This window comes from Streptomyces sp. RPT161 (genome assembly GCF_027533845.1).
GTDB classification, from domain to species: domain Bacteria; phylum Actinomycetota; class Actinomycetes; order Streptomycetales; family Streptomycetaceae; genus Streptantibioticus_A; species Streptantibioticus_A silvisoli_A.
Genome location: NZ_JAPZVN010000014.1, coordinates 148639 through 165759, shown reverse-complemented (window position 1 = coordinate 165759; position 17121 = coordinate 148639). Strand labels below are relative to the sequence as shown.

General features: G+C 73.0%; 16 protein-coding genes and 2 tRNA genes. 12 read left to right on the top strand and 6 right to left on the bottom strand.

Annotated elements, in window-relative coordinates:
- Nucleotides 1-41: 41 nt before the first annotated feature.
- The gene (locus O5O46_RS24920) at nucleotides 42-905 is read right to left on the bottom strand and encodes a spermidine synthase (RefSeq protein ID WP_269857785.1); all 864 of its coding nucleotides are present in this window, start codon (nucleotides 903-905) and stop codon (nucleotides 42-44) included.
- A 47-nt stretch (nucleotides 906-952) separates the two neighbouring features.
- Nucleotides 953-1402 carry a hypothetical protein gene (locus O5O46_RS24915; protein ID WP_269857784.1) on the bottom strand — a complete coding sequence of 150 codons (450 nt, stop codon included), beginning with the start codon at nucleotides 1400-1402 and terminating at the stop codon, nucleotides 953-955.
- Nucleotides 1403-1642: 240 nt separating this feature from the next.
- Here O5O46_RS24915 and O5O46_RS24910 point away from each other — a divergent pair, with 240 nt between their 5' ends.
- Both O5O46_RS24910 and O5O46_RS24905 read left to right on the top strand, forming a co-directional pair.
- A complete protein-coding gene (locus O5O46_RS24910) occupies nucleotides 1643-3016 on the top strand; it encodes a tetratricopeptide repeat protein (RefSeq protein ID WP_269857783.1) in 1374 nt (457 codons plus the stop codon).
- A 63-nt stretch (nucleotides 3017-3079) separates the two neighbouring features.
- Nucleotides 3080-3883, top strand: coding sequence for an isocitrate lyase/PEP mutase family protein (locus tag O5O46_RS24905; protein ID WP_269857782.1), 804 nt, complete (start codon nucleotides 3080-3082; stop codon nucleotides 3881-3883).
- 25 nt (nucleotides 3884-3908) lie between these two features.
- On the opposite strand, the gene O5O46_RS24900 is transcribed toward O5O46_RS24905, so the two are convergent.
- Together O5O46_RS24900 and O5O46_RS24895 are read right to left on the bottom strand one after the other, a co-directional pair.
- Complete coding sequence (locus O5O46_RS24900; RefSeq protein ID WP_269857781.1) at nucleotides 3909-4502, bottom strand: histidine phosphatase family protein; 594 nt, start codon at nucleotides 4500-4502, stop codon at nucleotides 3909-3911.
- Between the two features lie 124 nt (nucleotides 4503-4626).
- Complete coding sequence (locus O5O46_RS24895; protein ID WP_269857780.1) at nucleotides 4627-5301, bottom strand: TetR/AcrR family transcriptional regulator; 675 nt, start codon at nucleotides 5299-5301, stop codon at nucleotides 4627-4629.
- A 203-nt stretch (nucleotides 5302-5504) separates the two neighbouring features.
- Here O5O46_RS24895 and O5O46_RS24890 point away from each other — a divergent pair, with 203 nt between their 5' ends.
- The 9 genes from O5O46_RS24890 to O5O46_RS24850 all read left to right on the top strand — a co-directional run bounded on the left by O5O46_RS24890 (nucleotide 5505) and on the right by O5O46_RS24850 (nucleotide 12117).
- On the top strand, nucleotides 5505-6239 hold the full coding sequence (locus tag O5O46_RS24890; protein ID WP_443072615.1) for a phosphatase PAP2 family protein: 735 nt from the start codon (nucleotides 5505-5507) through the stop codon (nucleotides 6237-6239).
- A gap of 109 nt (nucleotides 6240-6348) precedes the next feature.
- The gene (locus O5O46_RS24885) at nucleotides 6349-6558 is read left to right on the top strand and encodes a hypothetical protein (RefSeq protein WP_269857779.1); all 210 of its coding nucleotides are present in this window, start codon (nucleotides 6349-6351) and stop codon (nucleotides 6556-6558) included.
- Nucleotides 6542-7618, top strand: coding sequence for a hypothetical protein (locus tag O5O46_RS24880; protein ID WP_443072617.1), 1077 nt, complete (start codon nucleotides 6542-6544; stop codon nucleotides 7616-7618). The genes O5O46_RS24885 and O5O46_RS24880 overlap by 17 nt, the downstream gene beginning before the upstream one ends.
- Nucleotides 7609-9156 (top strand): hypothetical protein, encoded by a 1548-nt coding sequence (locus O5O46_RS24875; RefSeq protein ID WP_269857777.1) that lies wholly within the window; start codon nucleotides 7609-7611, stop codon nucleotides 9154-9156. The genes O5O46_RS24880 and O5O46_RS24875 overlap by 10 nt, the downstream gene beginning before the upstream one ends.
- A complete protein-coding gene (locus O5O46_RS24870; RefSeq protein WP_269857776.1) occupies nucleotides 9153-10496 on the top strand; it encodes an AAA domain-containing protein in 1344 nt (447 codons plus the stop codon). Before O5O46_RS24875 ends, O5O46_RS24870 begins: the two co-directional genes overlap by 4 nt.
- 136 nt (nucleotides 10497-10632) lie before the next feature.
- Entirely contained in the window at nucleotides 10633-10998 is a 366-nt protein-coding gene (locus O5O46_RS24865) for a hypothetical protein (protein WP_269857775.1), read from the top strand.
- Nucleotides 10999-11160: 162 nt separating this feature from the next.
- Nucleotides 11161-11694: a bifunctional DNA primase/polymerase gene (locus O5O46_RS24860; protein WP_269857774.1), complete on the top strand. Its 534-nt coding sequence runs from the start codon at nucleotides 11161-11163 to the stop codon at nucleotides 11692-11694.
- Nucleotides 11695-11762: 68 nt separating this feature from the next.
- Nucleotides 11763-11835, top strand: a tRNA-Lys gene (locus O5O46_RS24855).
- A gap of 206 nt (nucleotides 11836-12041) precedes the next feature.
- Nucleotides 12042-12117 (top strand) — tRNA-Lys (locus tag O5O46_RS24850).
- A gap of 27 nt (nucleotides 12118-12144) precedes the next feature.
- Here the strand turns inward: O5O46_RS24850 and O5O46_RS24845 are convergent.
- Nucleotides 12145-13392 (bottom strand): M6 family metalloprotease domain-containing protein, encoded by a 1248-nt coding sequence (locus tag O5O46_RS24845; protein ID WP_269857773.1) that lies wholly within the window; start codon nucleotides 13390-13392, stop codon nucleotides 12145-12147.
- A complete protein-coding gene (locus O5O46_RS24840) occupies nucleotides 13389-14567 on the bottom strand; it encodes a M6 family metalloprotease domain-containing protein (protein ID WP_269857772.1) in 1179 nt (392 codons plus the stop codon). The genes O5O46_RS24845 and O5O46_RS24840 overlap by 4 nt, the downstream gene beginning before the upstream one ends.
- A gap of 732 nt (nucleotides 14568-15299) precedes the next feature.
- Between O5O46_RS24840 and O5O46_RS24835 the strand changes: the two genes are divergently transcribed.
- Nucleotides 15300-17093: a putative bifunctional diguanylate cyclase/phosphodiesterase gene (locus tag O5O46_RS24835; protein ID WP_269857771.1), complete on the top strand. Its 1794-nt coding sequence runs from the start codon at nucleotides 15300-15302 to the stop codon at nucleotides 17091-17093.
- Nucleotides 17094-17121: the final 28 nt, after the last annotated feature.

Genomic DNA, 17121 nt, shown 5'->3' with positions numbered 1-17121 from the left:
CAGGAATCCTCTTTGGGGCTTGCCCCCCAAAGGGACTCTCCCTAGCGGAAGATGTCGTCCGGCGGGGCCGGAGACGACTTGGCGGTCGCGTCAGTGACCGCCACCGCGCCCGCCGTGAAGTCGGCCAGGACGCGGCCGTGTTCGACCCGGCCGGGGTGCGGGTCGGTGGCGATGCGGCGGGTCAGGTCGGCGACCGGGAGCTCGCCCGCGGTGCCCAGCAGCAGCGCGTTGCCGAAGCGGCGCCCGCGCAGTACGGCCGGGTCGGCGGCGAGCAGGCACTCGGGGAAGCAGGCCCGTACGGTGGCGACCTGGGAGCGCAGGAAGTCCAGCCGGCCGCCGTCGGTGAGGTTGGCCGCGTACCAACCGCTGGGCCTTAGCACCCGGGCGGCCTCGGCGAGGAACTCGGTGCTGGTCAGATGGGCGGGGGTGCGGGCACCGGTGAAGACGTCGGCGATGATCAGGTGCGCCCAGTGGTCCGGGAGTTTGGCCAGACCCTCGCGGGCGTCGCCGCCGCGTACCCGGATCCGCCAGGAGCGGTCCAACGGCAGCTCCCTGCGTACCAGTTGGACCAGGGCGGCGTCGTTCTCGATGACCTGCTGGGTGGACCGGGGACGGGTGGCGGCGACATAGCGCGGCAGGGTCAGCGCCCCGCCGCCGAGATGCACCACGTGCAGCGGCTGGCCGGGCGGGCTCACCAGGTCCACGACATGGCCGAGCCGCCGCTGGTAGGCGAATTCGAGCCGTGTGGGGTCGTCGAGGTCCACGTGGGACTGCGGGGCGCCGTCGATCAGCAGTGACCAGGCACGCGGCCGCTCACGGTCGGGCACCAGCTCCGCCACGCCGCCGTCGACCTTCTCGCGCACCGGCTCCGGGGTGCGCGACCTGCCCTGCCTCTTGCCTGCCACCTCACCAGTATCGGCGAGGACCGGGGGGCGCGGCGGTCACCGCCGGGCTACCGGCCGTCAGCGGCCTGGATGCCCTCGGCGGCCCGGATGGTACGGGTGGCCTCGCCGAGCGCCAGCCGCAGCAGCGTCGGGTCGTTGACCGGGTTGCTGTGTTCCGGGGCGACCAGCCAGCGGGTGCCCGCGACGGGCGGATCGCCCGCGGCGGCACGGACCCGGCGGTGCGTCTGGATGCAGGCGCTGCCCGGCAGGTCCCAGTCGGCGGCGGTACCGGCGGGCACCAGGAAACCGAGGGTGTCACCGGAGGCGTCGTGCAGCACCGGGCCGACACCGGTGCGCAGCCGCAGGATGTCCACCGCTTCCAGGCCCTGCCGGGAGGGCACGGTGACCAGGTCCCAGGCGGGGGCGGCAGGCGGACGGTCACCACCGCCGGGGGCAGCCGCGAGCCCGTCGGCGCGCGCTGCCGCATACGACCTGTGTGCCCCACCGGTGTCCAACAAGGGGAACCCTCCTCGCAGTCGGGAGCGCAACTGCCTTCGTCCGTACACCATGCACAACGCGGCGCGCCGTCAACCGCTACGGGCGTGTGCCGCCGCAAAGGATGGCACTTAATGGCGAATGCCGGATGAGATATCCGTTTTGTAGCCAAACAATGGGTGGTTGGCCGATCACAGCGGGTACGGTCGTGCCCGCCGAATCAGCCACCAGCACACGAGCGCATGACCAGGGGAGGCCCCGCCATGGCACCCTCACCCACACCGGACCGTTCCGGGCCCAACACCGCCTTCCGCCGGATCCGCGGCGACCTCTCGCCGGGCGAGTTCTCGGCGGCGGTACGGCGGGCGGCTCGCGAGATCGGCGAGCGAGTGAGCTGCGACGCCCGGTACATCGGGCGCGTGGAGTCCGGCGAGATCCGATGCCCCAACTACGCGTACGAGCGGGTGTTCAAGCACATGTTCCCCGGATATTCGCTCGCGGAACTGGGGTTCGCGCCGCGCGACACGGTGCGCGGACGGCGGGCGCGCGAGGCCCGCCGGGCCGCTGCCGGGGCCGGTAGCGGCCCACAGGCGTACGGGTTCGGCGCACGCGATGAACACACCCACAGTGACGAGGAGAGCGACGTGCTACGTCGCGCATTCATGACCAGCGGCCCGGCCGCCGCGCTGGCGGCGACGCTGCCGGGCGGCTCCGCCTCGGCCGCGCCCCGCCGGATCGGCCGCCCCGAGGTGCGGACCGTCGAGGAGGCGGTGCGCCAGATCCGGTTGCTCGACGACCGGCACGGCGCGGACGGACTCTACGCGCGCGCCGGGCACTGGCTGCGCAGCGCCTACGCGATGCTCGAAGAGGGCGCGTACAGCCAGCCGGTGGCCGACCGGTTGCACAGCGGCTCCGGTGAACTCGCCATCTCCGTCGGTTGGTTGGCGCATGACTCGGGGCGGCACGACGAGGCCCGCTCGTACTACGCGGAGGCGCTGGCCACAGCGCGGATGGCGGGCGATGCGGCGCTGGAGGCGCACGCCTTCTGCAACACCTCGTTCCTGGCCCGCGACGCCGACCGGCCGCGGGAGGCGGTACGGGCCGCGCAGGCGGCCCAGCGGGCGGCGACCAGACTCGGCTCGTCCCGGCTGCTGTCACTGCTCGCGCTGCGCGAGGCGGGCGGCTGGGCCGGGCTCGGTGACCGGGTCGCCTGCGAGCGGGCACTGCTGCGGGCGCAACGGCTGTACGGACGCGGCCCGGCCGACTGCGATCCGGAGTGGATGACGTTCTACGGTGAGGCAGAGATGGAGGGCCTTGAGGCACAGTGCTGGTCACGGCTGGGCGACTACCGGCGCGCGGCAGCGCACGCCCGCCGGGGCGTCGCGCTCCAAGACTCCCATTTCACCCGGAACATCGCGCTCTACAGTGCGGAGCTCGCCGGCGACCTGGCCGCCAGCGGGGAACCCGACGAGGCCGCGAAGGCGGGCTGCCGGGCACTGGAGTTGCTGGGCGAGCGGGTCAAGTCCTCGCGCATCCAGGGGATGTTGGACGTGGCGGCACGCGCGCTGCGCCCGTACCGGCGCAGGTCGGCGGTGTCCACGTTCCTCGACGGGTACGTCGCCAAGCACGCGGTGTGAGGGCGCGCTCGGTCGACGACGGTTCGACGGCGGCCGAAGTGAACCGGCACTAGCGTCGGTGCCATGGACGACGACCGGTTCGCGCACTTCCGTCGGCTGCACCACGCCGACCGGCCGCTACTGCTGCCGAACGCCTGGGACCACGCCTCGGCGGCGGCGTTGGTGGATCGCGGGTTCGCCGCGATCGGCACCACCAGCCTGGGGGTCGCCGCGGCGGCCGGACTGCCCGACGGCACCGGGGCCACCCGAGAGCAAACGCTGGCGCTGGCCCGGGGGTTGGCCCGGCTGCCGGTGCCGGTCACCGTGGACATCGAGGGCGGGTTCAGCGAGGACCCCGGGCAGGTCGCCGAACTCGCCGCCGAGTTGGCGAGGGCCGGGGTGGCCGGGGTGAATATCGAGGACGGCCGCGCGGACGGCCGCCTGGTGCCGGTGGGCCATCAGTGCGAGGTGATCGAGGCCGCGAAGCAGGCCGCGCCGCGGCTGTTCGTCAACGCCAGGACGGACACGTACTGGCTGGCCGACGCGCCGACCGGCCAGACGCTCCGCCGCGCCGAGGCGTACCAACGCGCGGGCGCGGACGGGGTGTTCGTGCCGGGGCTTACGGACGAGGACACCATCGCGGGCCTGGTCCGCGACCTCGACGCGCCACTCAACGTGCTGTACGCGCCGGGGCTCAGCTACGAGCGGCTCGCCGAATCGGGCGTGGCGCGGGTGAGCACGGGCTCCCTGCTGTTCCGTGTCGCCCTGCACAGCGCGCTCCGCACTGCGTGCGCCATCGCGGACCCGGCCGCGGCGGACCCCGGCCTACCGTCCTACGCGGACACGCAGGCGCTTTCCTTGGGGGCTTGGGGGTGCGCCCCCGAATAACCAAGGCGAGCCCTCCACCGAGAGGTCAGTCGAGGTGGCCCGTGTCGTTCCAGCGCTCGATGGCCGGGGCACCGTAGGCCCAGCCCAGCACCGACAGGGACGCCGGGTCCAACTTGATCGTCGCGCCGAAGGCGAGGTCGTGGCCGAGCCAGCGCGCGCCGAGCGCGCGCAGGAAGTGGCCGTGCGCGAACACCAGCACATCACGGTCCGCGGAGCGCGCCCATGCCACGGTCTCGTCGGCCCGCGCGGTCATCTCCGCGACCGTCTCACCGCGCTCGGCGCCGTCCCGCCACACCAGCCAGTCCGGGCGGCCCGCCCGTATCCCGGCCGGGGTCAGGCCCTCGTAGGCGCCGTAGTCCCACTCCATGAGCGTCTCCCACTCCTTGCCGCGGGCGCCGAATCCGGCCAGCTCACAGGTTTCCCGGGCGCGGGACAACGGGCTGGTGCGCACCTCGACGTCCGGCAGGCCGTGCCAGGGCGCGCGGCTCAACCGGTCGCCGAGCAGCCGCGCGGTGCGCCGCCCCTCCTCGGTGAGCGGGATGTCGGTGCGGCCGGTGTGGCGGCCGGTGACCGACCACTCGGTCTGACCGTGCCGGACGAGGAACATGCGCGGTGCCATACCGAGGAAGGGCCTTTCAGACTGCGTATCCCGGGGGAGAAACCCCGGGCCCCCCGGCCGATTGCTTACGAGGGCCGACCGCCCTGCTGGGCGGGGACCCGCAGACCATCATCGCCCACCGCGTTCAGTACCCGGCGAGCAGGCCGCCGAGCAGGGCGTCCAGGCCGTGCTCGTACTGGGGCAGGCCGTCCTGGGCCGCCGCCAGCTCGGGGGCGAGGTCGACCAGGTGCGGATAGCGCTCTGCGGGCAGTTCGGCGAACCGGGTACGCAGGGCGGCGCCCGGGTCCTCGTGGCCGCCCGCGCGCTGGCGGCCACGCGCGGTCCACAGGGCGGCGCCGACGGTGTACTGCATCAGCGCGGTCTGCGCGCGGGCCGCCGCGGGCCGGTCGAGTCCGGTGGCCAGCAGCAGGCCGACGATGCGCTCCACGACGGCGGTGCCCTCATCGCCGTGCACCGGGCGGACGGTGAGCAGGTGGAGAACCGAGGGGTGGTCGGAGAGCAGCCGGTAGACGGCCCCGCACAGCTCGCGCAGTTCCTCGCGCGGGGTACGGCCGCTGCCCGCCGGGGGCAACTCGACCTCGGCGAGCAGTCGTTCGCGGACGGCGTCGATGATCTCGTCCTTGCCCTTGAAGTGGCTGTAGACGGCCATGGTTCCGACGCCCAGCCGCTGGGCGAGCGCCCGCATCGTGAAGGCGTCGGGACCGGCGTGGTCCAGCAGGTCGACGGCGGCGCCGAGGACGCGTTCCCGGTTGAGCGTGTTGCGCGGGACGCGGCGGCGGGCGGGCTGTGGGTTCGTCATGGGCAGCGATCTGTGTGACGGATGTTGTTGGTGTTACGGCAACCCCGGGGTTGCCGCTCGGCGTCCTACGGCGTACCCGGTCGCGGGCGAGTGAACACCGGCCGAACGGCACGGCGCCGGGGGCGGTGCGCGGAGTGCATAACGTACGGCGTACGGTAGAGCGCTCGCAACCACCGTACGCGCAGAGACGGAGATTCCCACCGATGTCGAGCACCGCGGCCCGCGCCGGGGCGGTACCCAGGAGCAGGCCCCGTTGGTGGGCGGAGCTGTCGCTCATCGCCCTCGTCTACGCGGCGTACTCGGCCGGACGATTGCTGGTGGCGGGGGACACCGGGCGTGCGGTTGCGCACGGAGAAACGATTCTGCGAATAGAGCGGGCGTTGCACGCCGCTCCTGAGCATGTGCTCAACGGGGTGTTCACCCATGCGGCGTGGCTCGGGATACCGGCGTGCTTCTGCTACGCGACGCTGCATTACCTCGTGACGCCGGGCGTGCTGGTGTGGCTGTGGCGGCGGCACAGTGACCGGTACCTGTTCATGCGGACGTGGCTGATGGTCTCCACGTTGATAGGGCTGGTCGGCTTCACCCTGCTGCCGACCGCGCCGCCCCGGCTGCTACCAGCGGCCACCGGCTTCCACGACACCCTCGCGCAGTACGCGTCCTTCGGCTGGTGGGGCGGGGACGCGAGTGCGCCGCAGGGGCTCGGTGGGTTGACCAACCAGTACGCGGCGATGCCCAGCCTGCATGTGGGGTGGGCGCTGTGGTGCGGGTTCGCCCTGTGGCGCTATGCGCGCACTCCCTGGGTGCGGGCGGTCGGGGCCGCGTACCCGGTGGTCATCGCGCTGGTCGTACTGGGCACCGCCAACCACTATCTCCTTGACGCCCTAGCAGGCGCGGCCGTGATGGGCCTGGGCGCCCTGCTGGCACAGCGCCGCTGACCCTGCGCTCCCGCTGGGATTCGGGGTCTCACCCCCGCCCGCCCTCTTCGCAGGGCACCGCGGAAGGCGCGCGCCGGGTGTCCCGCAGCACCCCGCGACGATCGCGACCGTGAACACCGACCGGATCCAGGAGACACCGCGCCACACCTGCGCCCCGCGACCCGCCGCGCGCAACGGCAGGCGAGGGCCGACGGCGAACGGGCGGGCGGACGGGCACGCCCCCGATTCGCGCACCCGCGCGCAGCAGCCCACCACCCCCAGCCCGGCGGGCGCGCCGCCGGAACACGTGGGCGGATGGGAGACTGCGGGGCGTGAGTGACCGCACCAGTACCACCGCCCCGCTGGCCGCCACCCTCGCGGCACTGCGCGGCCCCGGCGTCCAGCCGAAGGCGTTGGACGCCAGAGCGCTGGCCGCGCTGGCGGCCAACCCCGGCTGCGCGCGCCGCGCACTACTGGACGCGGCGGGCGTGGACAAGACGTCCGTCGCACAAGCCCTCGGCGCCCCCACCCGCTTCGGCCAGTCCCGCTTCGCCTTCACCCGCGGCAACGCGTTCGAGGCACGCGTCAAGGCCGACGGCTGCGCCGAGTTGCTGCGTCTGCTCGGCGCCGACGACGCCGCGTTGCCGGACCTGTCCGCCCCAGGCCCGGAGGGCCGCCTGGCCCGTACCCGGCTGGCGCTCAAGGAGGCGGCCGCGGCGGGCGGCTGGACACTGCTCGACCACCCGCTGCTGGCCCTCGATGTGGCGGGCGCCCCCACCCTCCTGGAGCCGGACGCGATCGCGGTGCGTCCGGACGGCTCGGCGACGGTGATCGAGGTCAAGTCGTTCCCGATCCTGGACGGCAGCGCCGACGCGGTGAAGGTGGGCGCCGCGGCCCGCCAGGCCGCATGCTACGTACTGGCGCTGGAAGCCCTGGCCACGCCGCCCCGGCACGAGGTGCTGCTGGTCTGCCCCAGGGACTTCTCCAACGTGCCGACCGCCCGCACGGTCGACGTACGCAAGCAACTGTCCGTCACTCGCCGCCAGTTGGCCCGGCTCACCCGGATCGAGGAGATCGCCGCCGCACTGCCGGACGGCACGACGTTCGACGTGACCGGCGAGCGGCTGGCCGACTCCGTGGCCGCCGTACCCGCCACGTACGCGCCCGAGTGCCTGGACAGCTGCGAACTCGCCTACCACTGCCGGGAGAAGTCCCGCGCCGACGGCGCCGTGCAGTCGCTCGGCCGCTCGCTGCGCGGTGAACTCGGCACGCTGACCACGATCGAGCGGATCCTGTCCGCCGCGACCGGCCCGGCCGGGGACGACGACCCGGCCGCCACCGCACTTCGCCGGGCGGCGGCGCTGCGCGCCGAAGCACTCCAGGAGGCCGGATGCCGCTGATGGAGACACTGGCCAAGGCCCAGGCCGTGGCGGCCGGGCGGGCGCAGCCGTTGGCGACCGTGCGGCACCGGTGGCTCTCCGACCGGCCGCTGGTGTTCGTACCGCTGACCACGGCCGGCGAGGTGGGCGCGCCGCTCGGCGCCCTCGTCGGCACCGAGCGGGACGCGCCGCGCCTGCTGGCCGTACCGCAGCCGCGCGACCGCGATCTGCGCTCCGCCTTCCTGGCCGAGCTGGCGGACGAGATGCTGCCGTACCTCGCCTCGTACGAGGACCGGACCGTCATGGAGCCGGGCAAGGAGACCGACCCGGAGACCGGGAAGAAGGTCGCCGTCGAGCGCGAACTGTGCGAGGACGCACCGCAGTTGATCGTGCCCAACCCGGCCGGGGTGGAGTACGTACGGCTGTTGGGCCGGGCCACCCGGTTCCGGCGGACCGCCGAGGAGGATCCGGCGGAACCGTACCCGGCGCCGTCCCAGGTCCCGTTGCTCGGCCGGTGGTTGACGCACTACGGCGAGCGGGCGCGTACGCCCGGCAGCGCGCTGCTGCTCGCCATGACCGAGCTGCTGGCCAGGCACTGGGCCACCGGCCAGAGCGGCCTTGAGGACCAGCACCTGGGCGGGCTGCTGGCCTGGATAGACCCACCGGCGGGCATGGACGGCGCGCGGGCGGCGCTGGGCGCCCAGGTCGACAGGGGAGCGGACGGACTGCTGTGCTGCCCGCCCGCCGGACCCGCCACCGACCCGGTCTTCGACAACACCGCACTCGCCCCGGCCATGGACCGCTACGACGCGGCGCGTTCCGCGGGAGCGGACACCGGCCCGGCGGAGCGGGAGATCCGTGCGCTGCTGGCCGGCCAGTTGCGTCCGACCTGGGACGACGTGTGGCGAGGCATCGACCTGCTGCGCACCCTGGCACCGGGCGGGCATGTCGCGGACCGCTGGAAGGGTGACCGCTGGTCGTACACCGGCCACCGCGACCGGCTGCGGGCGGGCGAGCCGCCGCAGCCCAGGGTGGACGACGCGGTCGCCGCGGCGCGGAAGCTCGCGGGCCGGGAGACCGCGCAGGTACGGCTCGACGCGCAGGAGGCGTTGGACGATCCGCTGGTGATGGCCGGACGGCGACTGTCCGGTGAGGCGTTCGCGGGCGAGGTCACGGCGACGGAGCCGGCGTACTCGGACGGCAGGGTGCCGAGGCCGCGCCCGCTGCTGACGGTCGCCACCGGCGACCTGCCGCACCTGGACGAGGACGGCACCGTGTACCGGGCGCTGGAGGACGGCCGTACGCAGGAGGCGCGGTTCACCGGGTGGACGGCGCCCGGGGTGCTGGTCGTGCAACTGCTGAACGGGATGGGGCGCGGCAAGGTGCCCGACAGGGGCTCGGTGCCGGAGGTGGGCGACCGGGTGTGCTGGACGCTGTTCGAGCACGCGCCGCGCGGCGGGCCCGAGTTGCCGGACGCCGAGGACACCCCGTGGACCCACGGCGGTCCCCCGTCGAGCGCCGTGGCCCCCGACCCCGTGACGAGCGAGGACTACCTGTGAGCGAAGCGTCCCCGGCCTCCGGCGGCCCGGCGCGGGCGGCGGCGGCCGTCACCGAGGCGATCCTGCGCGACACCCGCGACGGCCCGCACCGCGGGGTGGTGGTGGACTCCCCGCCCGGCGCGGGGAAGTCCACCCTGGTGGTGCGCGCCGCACGGGAACTGGCCGCCGCGGGCGAGCAGTTGATGATCGTCGCGCAGACCAACTCACAGGTGGACGATCTGGTGGACCGGCTGGCGACGGCCGATCCGCGGTTGCCGATCGGCCGGTTGCACGGCAGTGACTCGCCGCCCGATCCGGTGCTGGACCGGCATCCGTCTGTGGCCCGGTCGACCAAGGTCGCCGAGCTGCGGGACCGGCAGGTGGTGCTCGCGACCGCCGCGAAGTGGGGCTACGTCAGGGGCGTCGAGCCCTGGCGGCACGCGATCGTGGACGAGGCGTACCAGATGCGTTCCGACGCCCTGCTGCGGGTCGCGGGCCTCTTCGAGCGGGCGCTGTTCGTCGGCGACCCGGGCCAGCTGGACCCGTTCAGCGTGGTGGGCGCGGAGCAGTGGGCGGGGCTGTCGTACGACCCGTCGGCGAGCGCGGTGGTCACGCTGCTCGCGCACAACCCGGGGTTGCCGCAGCACCGGCTGCCGGTGTCCTGGCGGCTGCCCGCCTCGGCGGCGCCGCTGATCTCGGACGCCTTCTACCCGTACACGCCGTTCCGCAGCGGCACCGGGCACGGGGAGCGCACGCTGTCGTTCGGGGTGGCGTCGGACGGCAGCGGGCCCGACCGGGTGCTGGACGAGGCGGCGGCGTCCGGCTGGGGGCTGCTGGAGCTGCCCGCCCGGCACACTCCGCGCACCGACCCGGAGGCGGTCGCGGCGGTGGCCCAGGTGGTGCGGCGGCTGCTGGACCGTGGCGGAGTGACGGTGAGCGAGCGGGCCGAGGAGCCGGTGCCGCTCACCGCCGACCGCGTCGCGGTGGGCACGGCGCACCGCGACCAGGCCGCCGCGGTACGGGCCGCGCTGGCCCGGTTGGGCGTGACCGGCGTCGCGGTGGACACCGCGAACCGGTTGCAGGGACGGGAGTTCGACGTGACGGTCGTGCTGCATCCACTGTCCGGGCGGCCGGACGCGACCGCGTTCCACCTGGAGACCGGACGGCTGTGCGTGCTGGCCTCGCGCCATCGGCACGCGTGCGTGGTGGTGTGCCGGGCGGGGGTGGCCGGGCTGCTGGACGAGCATCCGTCGATGGAGCCGGTCCAGCTGGGGGTGACGGTGAAGTTCCCGGACGGCTGGGAGGCGAACCACGCGGTGCTGGCACGGCTGTCGGAGCACCGGGTGCGCTGGAGACGGTGACGAGCGCTCGGCCGGGCCGTCGGCGGCGCCGGGCGGAGTCCGGCACGCCGCCCGAAGCGGCCGAACGAACACGGCGCTCGGCAGCCTTGCCTCGTGCGGGACAATGGTAGGCGGCCCACGATCTGGAGGTACCTAGATGTCCGAGCCGCAGTCGGCTCAGCAGACGCCAGACGCAGCCCAGCACCGGATGCGGCCCGCGCGGCTGCTTTTCGAACCCGAGGCGGCGGCCTCCGATCCCGAGCACTTCTTCGACCTGGAGTCGATAGAGGACCCGGGGCGGCTGCTGGACCGCTCCACCGAGCTGGCGCTGGCGTTCCGGGCGGCGGCCGACCGAGCCACCGAGTTCCAGGCGATCGCGGCGGCGCAGCTCGCGGATCCCCGGCGGTTCGACCGGATGTCGATCGCCGCGATCGCGGAGCGTGCCGATTGGAGCGAGGACTACGCGAAGCGGATGGTCGACTTCGGCCTGGAGCTGCTCAACGGGCAGCCGCCGCGCGAGTGAGGCGCCGTCCACCGACCGGTTAATGACGCTGTGCACGTGCTGATGCACGGGATCCACAAGCCGGTGGCATATGCGAGAAGCGTAGTGCCGCGCGGCCAGGGGCGTCCCGGATTCCGGTGATCCGGCGAAACGGAGTGCACAGCGCCGGTAGATCTGTCTGCCATGACGGATACCTGGGAGCCGGACGCCATGCTGCGTGCCGAGTACGTGACGGTCGACGGGGCGGACTGGCTCGCCTCGGCCAGCGCCTTCCCGCGCAGTGTCCACGCCCTGTGGGCGGCGCGGCCCACGGCGCCCAGTGTGCTGCCGTGCGGGACGGCGTTCGACGTGCTGAACCTGCCGGCACTGTTCGGCCGCCGGGTCCTGGACCGGTTATGGGCGGCCGGCCCGGGCTGCGGGCCGGTGGCGGTACACCGCGGCCGGATCCTGGTCTTCGCCGTACCCGGCACCGCCGAGCGGCTGCCCGCGCTGCTGGCCTGGGAGGAGTGGGGCGTGCCGATGCCGCCACTGATGTGCCACGGGCCGGGCGAGACGGTGACGGTGCCGCCGCTGGTGCCGGCGTGTGACGGACAGCACAGTGCCAGCAGGTCGCGCTGGCTGGTGGCGCCGGGCGCCCGGCACCCCTGGCTGCCGGGCGCGCCCGTGCTGCTCTGGGCCTGCCTGCGGGCGGCCCACTCGGGGCGGGACGGGAGGTGAACCAGGAGGGAAGACTTATCGATTTTTCTTCCTCCGGATCAGGGTGCTAAGGTCTTCGACGTTGACCGGCGCCGCTAGCTCAACTGGCAGAGCAGCTGACTCTTAATCAGCGGGTTCGGGGTTCAAGTCCCTGGCGGCGCACAACGGCCCCACATGCTTGCGTGTGGGGCCTCTTTGCATGTGGCGGTGCGGGTACGCCGGGCGCTCGGGCCTCGCCGGGAGGACTCCGCTCCCCCACCCCTTCGGAACTCCGTCACCGGACCCGACGGGCCGCGCCCGGTGGGCTTCGGGCCGGAGGGCCGGGTGGTCAGGGCACGCCCTTTCGTCAGGTAGTATTTCCCGCACGGGCGCCGCTAGCTCAACTGGCAGAGCAGCTGACTCTTAATCAGCGGGTTCGGGGTTCAAGTCCCTGGCGGCGCACCATGGAGGCCCCCACGTGATCGTGGGGGCCTACGTTCTTGTCACCCTTATCGTCCAGCCGCCGTCGGCGTCCCTGGCCAGTACGTCGACCCCTATGCCCTTGTCGCGGTCGGCGAACCGCTCCCCCGCGCGGTAGGGAGCGTCGTTGAGGGAGTTGAACGAGCCGCTGCTGAATTCGCAGGCACTGGTGCCCGGATGGGCGTCGATGACCTTGATCGGCCCGTCCCCCGTGTCCACATCCGTGCGCACCCGGTACACCAGCACCCCCTCGCTGCACGCCGACGCGTCGTTCTCCCGCGCCGTGCGCGCCTCCACCACATACGCGGCCCTGCGGCCGTACGGGATCACCACCGCCTTGCGGCCGCCTGGCAGCTCAAGGGGCGCGAGCTGGAAGATCCGCGCTCCACGTCCGGTGACGCACCCCACCTGAGCGTCGTCCAGCCAGCCCAGGCGCCACTTGTGCCAGGCGAACGGATCGCTCTGCAGCCCCCAGTCCAGGGACATGATGTCCCACTGGCCGGCCAGCCGGTCGGTGCGGTGGAAGTCGTCGGCGGCGTAGAGGTCGGGCAGGCCGAGTATGTGTCCGTTCTCGTGCGCGAGCACCCGCGGTCCGGCCTGGTCGTGGCCGTAGATCATGGAGACCCGGTCGAGATGGGTGCCGTCCTCGGTGCGCGCGGCGGTGCCGCCGGTCCATGTGACGGAGAGCACCGTCTCGTCCGCGGGCGGCCCCGCGTTGGGCGTGGCGATCACGTTGACCAGGTCGTAGCCGCGGAAGTCCACGCTGCGCCCGACCACCGCGGCCAGGTCCCGCATCATCGCGCGGTGCACCGACCACCCGTAGCCGCGCGTTATCCCGTACGACTCGAACGTGCGCGGCATCCGGAAGTACCGCAGCACCGGGAAGACGTGGTAGCGCAGCCTGCCGTACGAGGCGCGGGCGTACCACCGCGGTACGAACGGGAAGAACTCGGCGTAGCGGCTGCCCGCGCTCTCCCGGGCGGGCGCGTCCGGGAAGTCGATGAACAGGGTGAGGGCGCGCACCTCCCCGGTGGACCTGGCGTAGGCGGGGTCGCGGAGCGCGGCGAAACCCTCGGACATCTCGGTGCCCCGGTGGGCCCGCAGCGCGCAGGGGCGGCCGGAGGGGGTCGCCGACGTCGGGGGCGCGCTGGACGCGGTGGGGCCGATCAGGGTGGAGCTGCCGCCGCCGAGCAGCAGGACACCGGCCATCGCGGCGGCTTTCCACCATATGTGGCCCTCCCTGCGCTTCGCCCGCCTCATCGCTCGTCCGCCGTGACGGTCCAGCCGCGGTGCCCGTGGCGATCGACATGGATGTTCAGCACGTCCTGCGCCAGGCGCCCGAAGTGGTACGTGTACGACTCGCCCACGCCGAGCGGCGCGTCGGCGAGCTGCGGGTACACGGACGTGCCGTAGCAGGCGCCGGTCCACGGATGGCCGTCCATCACGGTGATCGGCCCCTCGCCGGACTGGATGTCGGTGTGCACCTCGTAGAGCAGTACGCCCTGGGTGCAGGCGTGCTCGTCGTTGCCCCGGGCCTCCCTGGCCTCGATCGCCAGTGCCGTGGTGACGTTGACGCGGACCACGATCAGCTTGGTGCCGCCGCGCACCTCGACGGGGGACAGGGTGCGCGTGGTGGTACCCGGATGGTCCACGCAGACCACCTGGCCGGGGTCTATCCAGCCGTACTTCCAGCGGTGCCAGGCGAACAGGTCGGGGGCCAGGGCGAACTGGCTGCCCATGAGGTCCCAGTCGCCCACCCGGGTGTCCCAGGAGTCGTTGCTGCCGGGGGGCGGGCGGAAGTACAGGTCCGGCAGGTCGAAGACGTGGTTGGTCTCGTGGGCCAGTACGTTCTGGTCCGGCGGGTGGTGTTCGAAGACGGTCACCAGTCGGTCGATGGTGGCGTGGCCGGAGTGGATCGGGCGGGCGAGGTTGATCACCTTGGTGGCGTCGGCGTCCACGCCGCGGGCGTCCGGGTCGGCGACGAGGTAGATCACCGGGTAGCGCCGGAAGTCGACGGCTCCGCCGACGGTCGAGATCGCGTCCTGGAGGTACTGCGCGCGCAGCCCGTCGGCCCAGTCGCGGTGGATGCCGTACGCCGTGGAGGGGCGCGGCATGCGGAACCAGCGCTGTACGACGTGCGGGTGGAGCCGGAGGCGCCCGTACGAGGCGCGGGTCAGGAACGTGGTGGTGGCCGGGAAGTGATCGGCGGTCAGTGCCCGCGTGTCGACGTCGGGGACGTGGTCGGGGAACGAGAGGAAGACCATGACGGCGTTCACGTCGCCCAACGGGCGGGGGTAGCCGCCGTTCCAGCGGTCCACGCCCTCCGAGTGCCGTACGTCGGTGCGTTCCAGCGCGCACGGCCCCCGCATCGGCGCGGCGGCCGCGGGCCCCGCCACCAGGCTCCACGCCACGAGCGCCACGAACCCCACCACCATGGCCACCCCCCGCCGGTTCCACCCCTCGCCGGCGGTGCTCCCCGCGCCTCGCCCACCCCCGCCGCACCCCGCGCCCCCCATCCGCCACCGTGGTGAGACCTTCTGCCCTCCGCAGCGGCGAGCCACCTGAACGGCGTAACCCGGCGGTCTCCAACCCACCGAAGCCCGCGCCGCCCGCCCTGCCGGGGGGAGGCCGGAACCCCGCGCGCGCCCGGTACCGCCCCCCGCGCCCCCGCCGCCACGCGGACCTCGCACAACCGGCGTATCCGGCGAAGCCGATACGCCGGTCGCAATGGGCGTGCGACGGCTTGTCGCGGCGTGCGTGCGGGGCTGGAGGCGGCTCCGAACGCGCCGTAGGCGATCTCGCACACCGCCTCCCGGACGGATCCGGCCCGGAAGGAGTCGGGCCACCCTCGCTGACCCATCCAGCCTGTGATGGTTTGCGGGTGTACGCCCTGTTCTACTGAGCCAATTGAGGCAGACTCAGTTAACTACACTCCGTAACCAGTGATCCCGTTCGATCATTTGGGTGCAGCATCCGACGCGGAGGGGTACATCGATATCGAAGGAACGGTCACTCCGCTTCCCACCCTGTTTCACGTGCCAAGAATCACCACCGTGACAGTGGCTCAGGCCCGCTACGAACCTCTATGATCGCCACATTTCCAGCATAGGAACCGCTTCCGGCGGTTCCCTCCACACCTCCCCGACTACCTGTGCGAGACGACTGCGATGCGGGAGCAAGCTGAAGGCGGACCTTTGGTCAGCCGGGAAAGCGAGCCCGCGGAGTGCTCCAGAGACGTCACGGAGTGTGACAATCCGATCCCTGGAAGCGCCGCCGCGGAGCTCCGCGATTATCACGCCGCTTTCAACGCCGCGCGAACCGCGATGGCGTTGGTCGACCGCGACGGACGACTGCTGGCGGCCAACCCGGCGCTGGGCTCGTTGCTCGGCACCGACCCGGCCGGACTGGCCGACCGCCGGGCCGCCGAACTCGTCGGACTCGGCGGCGACGAGCGGTCCCGGGACGCTTACCAGGACGTACTGCGCGGTGCCCGGGAGCGGCTGCGCAGGACCTGTCGGCTCAAAAGCCGTGACGGCCACGGGATGTGGGCCGAGGTCACCATCGAGTCGCTGCGCCAACGCGACCAGGGCGCACGCTCCGCGGGCGCGCTGCTGTCCGTGGAGGACGTGACCGAGCAGCGCGAACTGGCCGCCCGGCTGCGCCACTTGCAGATGCACGACCCGGTGACCCGGCTGCCCAACCGCGCCCTGTTCTTCGAGCGGCTCTCGGCCGCGCTGCGCTCGCCGACCAGCGGCCGGGTCGGGATCTGCTACCTCGACCTGGACGGCTTCAAGGCGGTCAACGACACGCTGGGGCACGCCATCGGCGACCGGCTGCTGGCCGCGGTCGCCACCCGGCTGCTCGCCTGCGTCGCCGAGGGCGGCCATCTGGCCGCCCGGCTCGGCGGCGACGAGTTCGCCCTGCTGGTGGAGGAGTCGCAGGACACCGAGCAGTTGGTGGCGCTCGCCGACACCGTGCTGTCCGCGCTGCAACGGCCGTTCGACCTGGAGGGGCACCGGCTGGCGGTCTCGGCGAGCATCGGCGTGGTCGAGCGGCCCACCGCGGGCACCTCGCCGACCTGTCTGATGCAGGCCGCCGACACCACGCTGTACTGGGCCAAGGCGGACGGCAAGGCGCGCTGGACGCTTTTCGACCCGGAGCGCAACGCACACCGGATGACCCGCCAGTCGCTGTCCAGCACGCTGCGGCAGGCGGTGGAGCGTGGCGAGTTCGTACTGGAGTACCAACCGCTGGTCGCGCTGTCCGGTGGCGCGCTGCGCGGGGTGGAGGCGCTGGTGCGCTGGGAGCACCCCCAGTTCGGCAGGCTGGCGCCGAATCGCTTCATCGGTCTTGCCGAGGAGAACGGCTCGATCGTCCAGCTCGGCCACTGGGTGCTCGCCGAGTCCTGCCGGCGGGCCCGGGCCTGGCAGAAGGACCACCCGGACGAGCCGCTGTTCGTCAGCGTCAACGTGGCGGTGCGGCAGGTGTGGGACTCGGATCTGGTGACCGATGTGGCCGAGATCCTGGACGAGACCGGACTTCCCCCGGAACTGCTCCAGTTGGAGCTGACCGAGTCGGCGGTGATGGGTTCGGCCGGGCAGCCGCTGCAGGCGCTGCACGCGCTGAGTGAGATGGGCGTGCGGATCGCCATCGACGACTTCGGCACCGGCTATTCGAACCTGGCGTATCTGAGCCGACTCCCGGTGGCCGCACTGAAGCTGGATGGATCGTTTGTGCGGGGCTTCCGTTCGCCCGAACATCCGAACCCCGCCGACGAGACGATCGTCGTGGCCCTGGTGGAGCTGGCGCACCGGCTCGGCCTGACCGTCACCGCGGAGTGCGTGGAGAACGCGGAGCAGGCCGAGCGGCTGCGGCGGATCGGATGCGACACCGGTCAGGGGTGGTTCTACTCCCGCCCGGTCGCGGCGGAGCGCATCTCCGCGATGCTCGGCGGGCGTTGACCGGCGGAGCCCGCCGAGCATCACGGGT